We start from the raw sequence: 12455 nt of genomic DNA on the forward strand, positions 1-12455 counted from the left end.
ACGCGCGCCGTCCACGCTAGGGCGCACCCGGTCCCGGTCAGGGGCGCTCCGCCAGCGGAATCGATTAGGCAGTGGCGCGCGACGGGGCGCCTGGCGCAGGGCGGGTCGAACGCCGGCGGACCGGCGGTGACGAGCGGCGTCCTGCGTGGTCGGCGCCCGCGATGATGGGCGCATGTTCGGACGCCGTCGACGCCGTGACCCCGCGCCTGCCGAGGCCGCCCCGCAGGACGAGCAGTCGAGCGGCTCGCCCGCGGACGAGCGGCCCGTCGCCGGACCGGACCCTGCGGACGCGCTGCTGGCCGCGATCGTCGCGCGCCATCTCGACGGTGCGGTCGTCGAGGAGGGCACCGCCCGCGTCGTCTCCGCCGCGCTGACGGTGCAGTGCCACGTCGACCAGCTGCACGCGTTCGGGCCGCACCAGACGGCGGCGTGCTTCTTCGACGTCTCGGGCGGACCCCTCGGGGCCACGCCCGTGTTCGCGTCCGTCAGCGGGTACGGCGGGACGCCGCAGGAGGCCGTCGCCGACGGGGGGCACGCGTGGGTCGGTCTCGTCTCGTCGCTGCTGCGGGCCGTCGACGACGCGGGGCCGAAGGGTGACGCCGAGCCGGAGCCGGACGTCGAGCCGGCTCCCGACGCCGGGCCGGCTCCCGACGCCGGGTCGGAGCCCGACGCCGGGTCGGAGCGCGACGCCGAGCCGGAGGGTGACGTCGAGCGGTTCGAGGTGGTGCTGGACGGGCGGCGCTTCCTGCTCGCGGTGAACGGGATCGACCGCGGCTTCACCGACGGCTCGGCCGACGGCGTCCGGGGTGGTCTCCGCGAGCTGCGACGCCGGCTCGGGGGCTCCCCGTGGCTGCTCCCTCGCCTCGTCGAGGATGGCCGGCTCCCGTGGCTCGGCGGCGACGACGCTGCTCTGGTCAGCCTGCTGGTGGCCGAGTGGCCCGACCTGCACACCGTCGAGCTCAAGGTGAACGGTGCGGACTGGACGACGGCGGGGGTGCTCGAGGAGGCGGTCGAGCGGCCGGACGGGCTCGTCGGCGCGATGCTGCGCGAGCTGGCGCTGCTCGTCCCGCTCGACCCGCCGGGCATGCCGGAACGGCCCGCGGTGCAGCGCACGCTCGACGGCCTGGCGGAGCGGCAGGAACCGCGTCAGGCCGCCGGCTGGCAGGGGTGGGGCGCGCACGGCGGCGTCCTGGGGCCCGTGCTGAGCGACGCGCAGCTCGCGGAGGTGGAGGCCGGGACCGGACCGCTGCCCGACGACGTGCGCCTGTTCCTGACGCAGGTCGCCGGCCCCGGTGCGGGACCCGGCTACGGCCTGCTGCCGCTGCGACGCCTCGGCGGGGTCGTCCCCCTCGCGCACGCCGGGTGCGGCAACGCCTGGGTGCTCATGCTCGACGGTCCGTCGCGCGGCACGGTGTGGATGGACGCACCGGGGTCCGACGAGACGACCACGCAGGTCGCGTCGTCGTTCACCGAGTGGTTCACGGCCTGGCTGGACGCGGCCGTCCGCGACCGCGGGCCGTGGCTGCAGTACGACGTGCGCGCGTGCGCGTCCGTCAGCGTGATGTCGCAGCTGCTCACCGCCGCCTCCGAGCGTGCGTCGGCCGCCGGCGAGCCGGAGCCGGACTCGCTCGCGGGTCAGATGCGTGACGGCGGTCTACGACTCAGCGGCGGCGGGAAGTACCTGCCGGAGGGCCCGCTGGACCCGTGCCACGGGTGCGTCGCCGTGGCCGCGTCGTTGTCACTGCCGCCGACCGTCTTCGCCCCGGGACCGCTGACCACCGGGCCTCTCTGACCCGGGTGCCGCCGACGCGTCGGTCGGTCCGAGCGATGTCCGCCCGGGCGGTCGAGAGGGGCCGGCGGTGAGGTGCGCGGAGTCTTCACGAGTCCTTGACGTGGAAGGACCGAGGTCTGCGCCCGCGGGTCGGTACGGTCGGCGCGGCGTCGGGCGGACCCGCGCTGACCTGGGGGGACGGACGGGGGGCGCGGGATGCCGGGGACGGGTGCGGCGCGACGGGCCGGGGCGGCCGCGGTGGCCGTCGTCGGGGCATGGACCGCGGTGGTGCTGCTCGACGACACGGCACGAGGCCTGTTCGGCGACGCGCTGTGGGGGCTGCTCGGGCAAGGGCAGGCGACGTTCGGTGACGCGTTCGCCGCGACGAGGGGCGACCTGCTCCCGGTGCTGGCGCTCGCACTCGGGCTGGTCCCCGTGGCCGCGCTGGTCCTCTCCGGGGCCGCATCCGCGTGGCGTCAGGGCGCGCCGCAGCTGGAAGGTCTGCGCGGGCTGGTCGGGACGGTCGTCGTGGCGGTCGGTGCGGTCGTCGCGCTGGGCGTCGGGCTGCTGGTGCCGGCGGCCGACCCGGTGGTGGCCGACGTGGCCCCCGTCTCCTGGCTGAGCCTGCTCGAGCAGGGGCGCGGGCACGTGGGGCTGTGGCTCGCGCTCGTGGCCGTGGGGGTGCTCGTCGCGGGTGCAGGGGTGCTGGGGCGTCGCCGGGGCGTCGTCGCGGTGGGGGCGGTGGTCGTGGCCGTCGGCGCGTGGGTCACGGCGGCGACCGCGGCGGGCTGGACGGTGCTGCTGCTCGCGCTGCTCCGGCGGTACCGGGGGGCGCCGATCTCCCCGGTCGTGGTGCTCGGCGACGGGACGCCGGCGGCGGGCCTGGTCGCGGTCGTGGCGCTGCTCGTCGCGGTGTGGTGCGCGGTCGCCGCGTGGTCGTCGCTGCCGGCCCCCGCCGTGCCGCCGCGGAGTGTCGCGTCGACGGACCCCCGCGCGCCCGGGACGAGCGTGCCGGGACCGCCTGTACCTGCGCCGATGGCGGCGGGGCGCCCCCGGGTCGCGGGGCGTCGGCTGGTCGCGGCGTGGGGCGTGCCTGCGGCGATCGTCCTCGTGGTGGTCCTCGTCGTCGCCGCGGTGCAGGAGGTCGAGCGGCGCTCGCCGTCCGTCGCGCTCGCGGACGCGACCCTGACGCGGTGCGTCGAGCGGTCGATCGGCGTGGCGGAGGGGTCCGGGATCCCGCCCGAGCGGCTCGACGAGGTGTACCGGATCGACTGCCCGTGGCGCGGGTCCGGGCCGAAGATCACGTCGCTCGAAGGCGTCGAGCGACTCACGTCGGTGCAGGTCGTCGACCTGACCGACCAGTCCGTGCACTCCCTGGCGCCGCTGTCCGCACTCACCGGGCTCCAGTCGCTGCGCCTGACGGGGAACACCGAGGTCACGGATCTGACGCCGCTCACCGGCCTGCCGATCGAGAACCTGGGGCTGTCCGGCACGGGCGTGCACGACCTGTTCCCGCTCGCGTCCACGCCGACGCTGCAGTTCGTCGGGCTGGCCGCGACGGACGTCACGGACCTCGGCCCGCTCGCCGCGTCGTCGGGGCTCGTCGAGCTCGACGTGTACGAGGCCGCCGTCGCCGACCTGACGCCCCTGGCGAACCTGCACGCGCTGACCAGGCTCGACGCGCGGGGCAACCGCGTCGAGGACGTGACGCCGCTGGCGGGGATGGCGGCGCTCGACGAGCTGTGGATCGGCGGCAACCCGGTCCACGACCTGCGGCCGCTGCTCGACGCGCCGGCGCTCCTGGGCGTCGACGTCGAAGGTCTGGACAGCAGCACGCCGGGCATCGACGAGCTGCGCGCGAAGGGCGTCTACATCGGCGGGCTGGCCTGACGGGGACGCCGACCGCGGGTGGACCGCCGCACCCTCCGCCCGACGGACGGGAGGCGTGCGACCGGGGTAGGGGCCGCACGCCTCCCGCGGGAGCGCCGGCGTCAGGTGAGACGGCGGCGGGCGAGGGTGCCGAGGCCGACGGCCCCGGCGAACAGGGCGAGCGCGGCGACGAGGCGGCCGACCGAGCCGACCCCCGACCCGTCGGCGCCCGCGATCTGGAGCGAGTACGCGGTGGTCCCGGCGGCACCCTCGGGGGCGCCGTAGGCCATGCCCTCGGTCTGGGCACGCTCGGCGCCGGCGGCGAGGACGGCGTACCCGATGCCGAAGTCCGCGGCGGTGCCCTGGCCGGTCGCGGCGAGCTGCGACGTGCCCTCGACGGAGAGCCGCTCGGCGCCGTCGACGAGCGCCGGGGCGCCGTCCGCGGCGGTCTGCAGGCCGTCGGCGAGCTGCGTGGACCCGTCGGCGGCCCGCGTCAGGCCCGCGGCGAGCTCGGACGCACCGTCCTCCAGTCGGGTCGCCCCGGCGCCGAGCCGGGACAGGCCCGAGACCAGGGTGTCCCCTCCCGCGCTGAGCCGGGACGTCCCGTCCTGCAGGGCGTGGATGCCGCCGCGCAGCGTGCCGTCTGCCTTCGTATCGTCGGCGTCGCCCACGGCGCCCTGCACCGCGCCGACGACGCCCGAGACGAGCGTCGTGACGCCGGCGTCGACCTGGGCGAGACCTTCGAGCAGGCCGGGCCGGGCCGCGTCGCACACGCCGGGGAGGGCGGCCGAGCTCAGGCCGCACTCGACCTTGACCAGGCCGGGGTTCGCGATGTTGGCGAGCCGGCCCTGCAGGTAGGTCAGGCCCTGCTGGAGCGTCGGGTCGGCGGCGGGCGGGGCGCCGTAGAACGCGGGGGAGGTCGGGTCGCCGAGCGCGGCCGGGTTCGCGAGCCGTGCCCGGCCGGCCTCGAGCTGCGTGGCGAGCGCGTCGAGGACGACGAGCTTGACCGGGTCGAGCGTCGGGGCCAGCGGGGGACGCGCCCCGCCCGGGTAGCAGGGGTCGGCACCGGCGGCCGCACCGTCGCGGACGTGCCCGACGACGGCGATCGCGCAGCCGAGCTTCTGGTACGCGCCCGGCTCCGTCGCGCTGACGTTGTAGACGCCCTTCGCCATGCTGGCCAGTGCGGACGGGGCGGCGACCCCGACCTGCTGGCGGAGCTGGTCGACGCCCGCGAGCAGGGTGTCGGGCGTCGTGGTCGAGCCGATGCCTGCCCGGAGCCGGGCGATGCCGTCGTGCAGCTCCTCGGCCCGCGTGGGCAGCGCGCCGACGGAGCCGTACATCGTCGAGAGCCCGGCGTCGACCTGCGCGAGCCCCGCGTCGACCTGCGCGAGACCGTCGAGGAGCTGCGGCGCCTTGGCCTGTGCCTGCGCGAGCCCGTCGTCGAGCTGCCGGGCGCCGTCGGCGAGCTGGTCGGCGCCGGGTGCGGCCTCGTCGTTCAGGCCGGCGGAGAGCTCTGTCGCGCCGTCGCGGAGCAGGAGCAGCCCGGCGAGGAGCTGGGCGGCGCCGTCGTGGAGCTGCAGGACGCCGTCGTCGAGCTGGAGCCCGGCCTGGGTCAGCGCGACGCCCTTGTCGGCCCCGGCCTGGTAGCTGCCGGCGCCGCCCTTGAACGACGGGTGGTCGAGCGGGGACACGGGCATGGCGGTGAGCGTCGCGGGCGGGACGACGCCGTCACGGACCTGCGCGGTCCAGCCGAACTCGGCGGTGGCCGAGCCGATCGGCGGGAACAGCGTCATCTGGAACTGCAGCCGCGTGCCGCCACGGCCGTCGCCGGCCAGCCCTGCCTCGTCGGAGCGGACGTCGGTGAAGGACGACGGGAGCACGGTGACGAGCTGGCCGATCATCGGGACGACGGTCTCGGCGGACGCCGTGGCGGTGGCTCCCGTGCCGTCGTCGTACGTGACGTCCTGCGTCCGGCCGGTCGTGTTGGTCACGGTGTAGCGGACCTCGAGGGTGCCGGACCGCCCGACGACGGCACCGGGCTGAACGCGCTCCCCGTCGAGCTCGTAGACGACGTCGACCGTCAGCGGCAGCTCCTGGTCGTACGTGCTGACGGTCCGCTCACGGCGCTCGCCGTCGACGTCCAGCGTCGCGACGGTGCGCCCGTCGACGACCTCGAACCCGCCGAACCCGTCGAGGTTGCGCAGGCCCTTCGTCGAGACGGGGTTCTCGACGGTCGCGCTGCCGTGCCCGGTGAGCGCGAGCTGCTCGTACACGCGGGCACCCTGGAAGGCGCCGGTGGCGGAGAGCTGCGCCTGGACCGACTCGGTGTTGGTGACGACGACGTCCCCGTCGCCCTGCGTGGCCAGCGCCGGGGAACCGGCGGTGACGAGCAGCGGCACGAGAACGAGGGCCGCGGCGGCCGCGGTGGTGGTGCGGTGCACGTCAGGCCTCCGGCTGGGCGTCGAGGGGGCGGGTCGCGGCCAGGCCGCGGCGGGTCGGGGCCGCGGGGTCGGCGTGGTTCGGCGCGTAGGCGGGGGCCACCGGGGTGTCGTCGACGGGCGCCGGCTGCGGGTGCGGCGGGGGGGCCGGCGTGCGCTCGCGGTCACGGTCCTGCTCGACGACGGCGCCGAGCAGCGACGTCGCGAGGAACCCGGCCCCCACGGTGAGCAGGATCGTCGTCGCGGTCGTGGCGGACGACGTGACGAACGCCGACGGGTCGGCGGTGTAGGTCGCCTCGTACGCGCCCGCCATGGCCGCGGTCCCCAGGAGCGTGGCCCACAGGGGGAGCCGGCCGCGGGAGGCCACGGCCACGGCCAGGCACAGGCCGAGCACGACGAGGACGGCGACGGCCCGGCCGGCGGCCGCGTCGGGCAGGGCGGCGGCGCGCAGCACGTAGCCGGTCCAGGCGGCGACGAACCCGGCGCCGAACGCGGCGGCGCGCTGGCCGGGGGAGCGGTCGGGCACGAGGCCGAGCGCCCCTCCGAGCGCGGCTCCGAGCAGGGCGACCCCGTGCAGGTCGGGGCCGGAGAGCAGCACGAGGGTCGTGGTGAGGAGCGCGAGGACGAGCCCCGCGAGGGCGTGTCGAGTCATGACCACCTCGTCGTGGTGACCGGCCCGTGGCGAGGGCGCGGTGCCGAGCAGGGGTGCCTCGCCGGGGTCAGGCGGAGCGGTGTCGTCGCCGTTGACGGCTGCTCGGCGGGCCCTCGGTCGGGCTGGCGACTGTCTACCAGCGCCCCCGGCACCTGAGCCACGCGGTACTAGGTAAATGTCGGCGGTATCAGGTACATCGTTATGCGGCCGTGATCTGCGTCACGTCGACGGGTGCGTCGGGCAGTCCGACGGACGAGCACTTACTAACAGGTCGGTAAGTGTGGTTGGCTCCGTTTCGTCCGATGCCGGATCTCAACGGAGAGGAACCGCGCACATGCACCACCGCACCGCCCCACCCTCGAGGGCACGACGGCGCGCCGCCGCCGTCCTCGGCCTCGCGCTCGCCGCGACCGCCGTCGCGTCGACCGCGACGGCAGGCCCGCCCCGCAGCGCCCCCGACCTCGGCCCGAACGTCGTCGTCTTCAGCCCCTCGACCCCCGTCGCCGAGATCCAGGCGAAGGTCGACGCGATCCACGCGCAGCAGGTCGACGCCGAGATGGGCACCGCCCGCTACAGCCTGCTGTTCCTGCCCGGCGAGTACGGCTCCGCCGAGCAGCCCCTGCAGCTCAAGGTCGGCTACTACACCGAGGTCGCCGGCCTCGGGGCGTCCCCGACCGACGTCACCGTGCACGGCAAGATCGAGACCTACAACCGCTGCCTGTCGAGCGACCCCGCCAACCCCAACTGCCTGGCGCTCGTGAACTTCTGGCGCACGCTGTCCAACCTCACGCTCGACATCGAGGCCGCCGGCCAGGACGGCTGCCGCGCGTCGGCGAACTTCTGGGCCGTGTCGCAGGCCGTCTCGCTGCGCCGGCTGAACGTGCTCGCCGGCGAGGGCGACCCCGGCTTCTCGCTCATGGACTACTGCACCGCGGGCCCGCAGTACGCGTCTGGCGGGTTCATCGCCGACTCGCGGTTCGGTGACGTCGTCAACGGCTCGCAGCAGCAGTGGCTGACGCGCAACAGCGAGGTCCGCAGCTGGTCCTTCACGGCGCAGCAGGCCGTCGACTACGGACTCGCGGACCGCGTCGTCACGACCCTCAAGGACGTCCCGGCCGCGGCCTGACGCGCGGCCCGTCGGGGCCGGGCAGGCCACCCTCGCGGGCGAGACCGCCATGGCGCACGGTTGGCGCCCGCCACCCGGACGCCGTGGTGGTCTCGGCGGCTCTGCGGCGGGGGGTCAGGCGGCGAGCAGCAGGCCGGTGGGTCCGGTCGGTCGGGGGGTGAGCGTCGCGGGCGGGACGGCGAGCTCGTGGTCCGTGGCGACGAGGTCCACGACGACCAGCGCGCGGTCGCTCCCGGTGCCGTCGGCGGGTCCACGCCCCGTCCGCCCGCGCACCTGCGGTCCGCGCGCCACGTCGTCCGGCAGCTCGACGTCGGGGCGGCGCGGGGGAGCGGTCAGGTCGACGACCACGCGGCCGTCGAGGCGGGCGAGCTCGGCATGGGCGGCGCCGACGAGGTCGACGAGCCGCATGCCGAGGGCGCGGCAGACGGCCACGAGCACCTCCGACGAGGCCTCCTTGCGACCGCGCTCGATCTCCGAGAGGTAGGCGACCGAGACGCGGGCGTCGAGCGCGACGTCCCGCAGCGTGCGGCCCTGGTCCTCACGGCGCTCGCGCAGGACGGCACCGACCAGGCGGCGCAGCAGCGGCTCGGTGCGGTGCTCGAGGGTGTGCTGCGTCGTGACCGGGCCCGCGAGGTCCTGCGTCATCGCCGTCTCCCGTCGTCGGGCGTGCTCGTCGTGCGGAGTGGCGCCGCGGGTGCGCGCCGCCACTCCGGGCGGGTGATCCCGTCATGCGCCTGTCCGCCACGGTAGACCCGGGTCCGGCCGCCGGGAGGCCGCCGCGCGTCTGCTCTGAGCGGACACGCCGGGGGTCGCACGGCGCTGGGAACGGCCCCGAGGTGGGGACCGGGTGGCGGTGCCGGCGCTCAGGCGCCCGTGACCATCCAGGCCGTGCCGCGGGCGCGCCAGCCCGTCGTGACGGCGCGGGCCAGCATGAAGACGCCCGCGAACGCGGCCCACAGCCACGCGAGCCCGGGGGCGCCGTCGGGGGCGAGCGCGCGGACCCCGAGGGCGACGGGCACATAGGCGACGAGGGTCGCGACCCCGGCCCACGCGAGGAAGCGCCCGTCACCGGCGCCGATGAGCACCCCGTCGAGCACGAACACCCACCCGGCCATCGGCATCGTGACCGCGGCCACCACGAGGGCGACCACGGCGGCGTGGCGGACGTCGGGATCGGTCGTGAACAGGCGCACGTACAGCCACGACGCGCCTCCGAGCACGAGGCCGAGCACGGCGCCGGCGCCGACGCCCCACTGCAGGGTGCGGCGCAGGAGCGCGCGGGTGCGAGGGACGTCCGCGGCGCCGAGGGCGTGCCCGACGAGCGCCTGCGCAGCGATGGCCAGCGCGTCGAGCGCGAACGCGGCGAGGCCCCACACGGCGTTGACCACCTGGTGCCCGGCGAGCGCCGTCGCGCCGAGGCCTGTCGCGACCCACACGGTCAGCAGGATCGCGGCCCGCAGCGTGAGGGTGCGGACCAGCAGCGGCGCACCGGCGCGCGCGTTCGCCCACAGACCGGCGGCGTGCGGCCCGAGGCGCGACCCGGCGGCGCGAGCGCCGCGGACGAGGACGGCGGCGAGCACAGCGCCCATCGCGAGCTGCGTCAGCGCCGTCCCCAGGCCGGAGCCGGCGATCCCCATTCCCGCTCCGTAGACGAGCGCGACGTTGAGCGCGGCGTTGACGACCGCACCGGCGGTCGCGACGACGAGGGGCGTGCGCGTGTCCTGCAGGCCGCGCAGCGCCCCGGTGGAGGCGAGGACCAGCAGCATGCCCGGCAGTCCGGGCGCCGACCAGCGCAGGTAGACGACGGCCTCCGTCGCCGTGGCGCCGGCGGCACCGAGTGCGCCGACGACCCACGGCGCGGTCGCCCACGTGAGCGCCGCGAGGACGATCCCGAGCCCCAGCGCGAGCCACATCCCGTCGACGCCGACCTGCAGCGCGCCGCCCCGGTCGCCCGCCCCGAGCCGCCGGGCGACGGCCGCCGTCGTGGCGTAGGCGAGGAAGACGCACAGCCCGACGACGGTGACGAGGACCGTCGACGCGAGGGCCAGACCGGCCAGCGAGGCTGTCCCGAGGTGCCCGACGACGGCCGAGTCGACGAGGACGAAGAGCGGTTCGGCGACCAGCGCCCCGAGAGCCGGAACGGCGAGGGCGAGTATCTGGCGGTCCACGGAGGGAGCACGACGTCCGTCAGGTGAAATCTCGGCCAACCTTTCTCGCGTCCACATGCGGTGCACAGCGTTCCCGCCGGTCAGCGACCTTCTGCGGGGGAGATTCCCACGGTATCCACAGGACTGTCCACGGGCTGTGCACAGTGCTTCGGACACCGTCCACACGTGCCCCACAGGGTTGTCCACAGGCCGGTTTGGAGGCCGGTCCGGACGCGCCTAACCTCGCGTGCGTAGGCAGGACCGGACGCGAGTGCGGTGGCGCGGACGGAGTTGTCGGCGGCGGCTGCTAGAACAGCTGTTCGACGGTAACGGATGACGGGGATGGGCGGCCAGTGACGATCGAGGAGCTCGAGTACGGCGCGCCGCCGGACTCCGGACGCGGGGGCAACGGCGGCTTCGACCGCACCCCGCCGCAGGACCTCGAGGCCGAGCGGTCCGTCCTCGGCGGCATGATGATCTCGAAGGACGCCATCGCCGACGTCATCGAGCAGATCAAGGGCACCGACTTCTACCGCCCGGCGCACGAGGCCGTCTACGACGCGATCCTCGACCTGTACGGGCGCGGCGAGCCCGCCGACGCGATCACCGTCGCCGACGAGCTGACCAAGCGCGGCGAGATCGGCCGCATCGGCGGCGCCCCCTACCTCCACACGCTCATCTCGTCCGTGCCCACCGCGGCCAACGCCGGCTACTACGCGCGGATCGTGCGCGAGCGCGCCATCCTGCGCAAGCTCGTCGAGGCCGGCACGCGCATCGTGCAGCTCGGGTACGGCACCGACGGCGGTGACGTCGACGAGATCGTCAACAACGCGCAGGCCGAGGTCTACGCCGTCACCGAGCGCCGCGCGTCCGAGGACTACCTGCCGCTCGGCGAGATCATCGGCGGCACGGTCGACGAGATCGAGGCCGCCGGCCACCGCGGCGAGGGCATGATCGGCGTCCCCACGGGCTTCTCCGACCTCGACCGCCTGACAAATGGGCTGCACCCCGGACAGATGATTGTCGTCGCAGCGAGGCCTGCAATTGGCAAGTCGACCCTGGGAATTGACATCGTCCGGTCGGCGTCGATCAAGCACGGGATGACGTCCGTCGTGTTCTCGCTCGAGATGAGCCGCAACGAGATCACGATGCGTCTGCTGTCGGCCGAGGCGCGCGTGCACCTGCAGAAGATGCGCACCGGCCAGATGGGCGAGGACGACTGGGCCAAGGTCGCCGCGACCATGGGCAAGATCTCCGAGGCGCCGCTGTTCATCGACGACTCGCCGAACATGTCGCTCATGGAGATCCGCGCCAAGTCGCGCCGGCTCAAGCAGCGGCACGACCTCAAGCTCGTCATCATCGACTACCTCCAGCTGATGACGTCCGGCAAGCGTGTCGAGTCCCGCCAGCAGGAGGTCTCGGAGTTCTCCCGCGCACTCAAGCTCCTCGCCAAGGAGCTCGAGGTTCCGGTCATCGCCATCTCCCAGCTCAACCGCGGACCCGAACAGCGAACGGACAAGAAACCGCAGATGAGCGACCTTCGCGAAAGTGGCAGCATCGAGCAGGATGCTGACATGGTCATCCTTCTGCATCGCGAAGACGCCTACGAAAAAGAATCGCCCCGTGCGGGCGAGGCGGACCTCATCGTTGCGAAGCACAGAAATGGTCCGACCGACACCATCACCGTGGCGTTCCAGGGTCACTATTCGCGCTTCGTCGACATGCAGGCGTGACAACTGCTCGGGTGCATCCGTAGAACGCCGCCGTGCGAGAGACCTCGACGTCCGGGCTCCGACACTGCGGGTACCGGCGCCGTGTGCGGCGTGGGGCTACAGGGTCGCCCACCCGGTGCGGATCAGGGCGTTGATCCCTGGGCGCGAGGACTCGTCGGCCATGGCGGCCTTGCCGACCCAGGCGATCGCGAGCGTGGCCAGGAAGAGGTCGCGTGCGCGTACGTCGCTGCGGGCGCTGCCCTCGCGCTGGGCGGCGGCCAGGAATGTGTCGGTGGTGGTGATGTAGCCCTGGCAGGTCAGGGCGAGGGGTGAGGCTTCCTCGGAGACGGCGTCGCGCAGGGGGTCGGGCAGGCCGTCGAAGGCGCTGGCCCACTCGACCAGGGCGGTGAGCCATCGCTGCAGCGAGGTGGCCGCGTCGGTCGAGGTCGCGGCGATGTCGTCGAGCTCGCGGGTGAGGTGATCCTCGCGCTCGGCGAGGAGGGCGGCCAGGAGGGCTGCACGGTTGGGGAAGTGGCGGTAGAGCGTGCCGGGCCCGATGCCCGCGCTCTTGGCGATCTGGTCGAGGGACCCGGTGACCCCGTGCTCGCTGAAGTGCTGCTCAGCGACCTGCAGGATCCGGTCGCGGTTGCGCCGCGCGTCCGCGCGCGGAGGGCGGGCGCCGCCGGTCGTGCTCGTCATCACGCGGGCTTCCTTTGACAACCGGAGAGTGTCTCCCTAAC

The 12455-nt window shown here is 74.9% G+C and carries 9 protein-coding genes; 4 read left to right on the forward strand and 5 right to left on the reverse strand.

The window, feature by feature from the left end:
- Window positions 1-172 precede the first annotated feature (172 nt).
- Window positions 173-1792 (forward strand): SMI1/KNR4 family protein, encoded by a 1620-nt coding sequence (locus tag CELF_RS00240; RefSeq protein WP_013769227.1) that lies wholly within the window; start codon window positions 173-175, stop codon window positions 1790-1792.
- Window positions 1793-1987: 195 nt separating this feature from the next.
- The gene (locus CELF_RS20990; RefSeq protein ID WP_013769228.1) at window positions 1988-3661 is read left to right on the forward strand and encodes a leucine-rich repeat domain-containing protein; all 1674 of its coding nucleotides are present in this window, start codon (window positions 1988-1990) and stop codon (window positions 3659-3661) included.
- 101 nt (window positions 3662-3762) lie between these two features.
- Here the strand turns inward: CELF_RS20990 and CELF_RS20995 are convergent, their stop codons facing one another.
- Window positions 3763-6081 (reverse strand): hypothetical protein, encoded by a 2319-nt coding sequence (locus CELF_RS20995; RefSeq protein WP_013769229.1) that lies wholly within the window; start codon window positions 6079-6081, stop codon window positions 3763-3765.
- 1 nt (window position 6082) lies between these two features.
- Window positions 6083-6730: a hypothetical protein gene (locus tag CELF_RS00255; RefSeq protein WP_013769230.1), complete on the reverse strand. Its 648-nt coding sequence runs from the start codon at window positions 6728-6730 to the stop codon at window positions 6083-6085.
- Between the two features lie 334 nt (window positions 6731-7064).
- Between CELF_RS00255 and CELF_RS00260 the strand changes: the two genes are divergently transcribed.
- The gene (locus CELF_RS00260) at window positions 7065-7856 is read left to right on the forward strand and encodes a glycosyl hydrolase family 28-related protein (RefSeq protein ID WP_013769231.1); all 792 of its coding nucleotides are present in this window, start codon (window positions 7065-7067) and stop codon (window positions 7854-7856) included.
- 114 nt (window positions 7857-7970) lie between these two features.
- Here the strand turns inward: CELF_RS00260 and CELF_RS21480 are convergent, their stop codons facing one another.
- Both CELF_RS21480 and CELF_RS00270 read right to left on the reverse strand, forming a co-directional pair.
- A complete protein-coding gene (locus CELF_RS21480; RefSeq protein WP_013769232.1) occupies window positions 7971-8501 on the reverse strand; it encodes a helix-turn-helix domain-containing protein in 531 nt (176 codons plus the stop codon).
- Between the two features lie 218 nt (window positions 8502-8719).
- Window positions 8720-10081 carry an MATE family efflux transporter gene (locus CELF_RS00270; RefSeq protein WP_013769233.1) on the reverse strand — a complete coding sequence of 454 codons (1362 nt, stop codon included), beginning with the start codon at window positions 10079-10081 and terminating at the stop codon, window positions 8720-8722.
- A gap of 275 nt (window positions 10082-10356) precedes the next feature.
- Here CELF_RS00270 and dnaB point away from each other — a divergent pair, with 275 nt between their 5' ends.
- Window positions 10357-11736, forward strand: a complete 1380-nt coding sequence (gene dnaB / locus CELF_RS00275; RefSeq protein ID WP_013769234.1) for a replicative DNA helicase — start codon at window positions 10357-10359, stop codon at window positions 11734-11736.
- A 96-nt stretch (window positions 11737-11832) separates the two neighbouring features.
- Here dnaB and CELF_RS00280 read toward each other — a convergent pair whose 3' ends face one another.
- The gene (locus CELF_RS00280; RefSeq protein WP_013769235.1) at window positions 11833-12414 is read right to left on the reverse strand and encodes a TetR/AcrR family transcriptional regulator; all 582 of its coding nucleotides are present in this window, start codon (window positions 12412-12414) and stop codon (window positions 11833-11835) included.
- Window positions 12415-12455: the final 41 nt, after the last annotated feature.

Source organism: Cellulomonas fimi ATCC 484 (genome assembly GCF_000212695.1).
GTDB classification, from domain to species: Bacteria; Actinomycetota; Actinomycetes; order Actinomycetales; family Cellulomonadaceae; genus Cellulomonas; species Cellulomonas fimi.

Excerpts from the sequence above, each read along its gene's own strand:
- CELF_RS20990 (WP_013769228.1), top strand. The coding sequence starts at position 1,988 with ATGCCGGGGACGGGTGCGGCGCGACGGGCCGGGGCGGCCGCGGTGGCC.
- CELF_RS21480 (WP_013769232.1), bottom strand. The coding sequence starts at position 8,501 with ATGACGCAGGACCTCGCGGGCCCGGTCACGACGCAGCACACCCTCGAG.
- CELF_RS00270 (WP_013769233.1), bottom strand. The coding sequence starts at position 10,081 with ATGTGGACGCGAGAAAGGTTGGCCGAGATTTCACCTGACGGACGTCGT.
- CELF_RS00280 (WP_013769235.1), bottom strand. The coding sequence starts at position 12,414 with ATGACGAGCACGACCGGCGGCGCCCGCCCTCCGCGCGCGGACGCGCGG.
- CELF_RS00255 (WP_013769230.1), bottom strand. The coding sequence starts at position 6,730 with ATGACTCGACACGCCCTCGCGGGGCTCGTCCTCGCGCTCCTCACCACG.
- CELF_RS00240 (WP_013769227.1), top strand. The coding sequence starts at position 173 with ATGTTCGGACGCCGTCGACGCCGTGACCCCGCGCCTGCCGAGGCCGCC.
- CELF_RS00260 (WP_013769231.1), top strand. The coding sequence starts at position 7,065 with ATGCACCACCGCACCGCCCCACCCTCGAGGGCACGACGGCGCGCCGCC.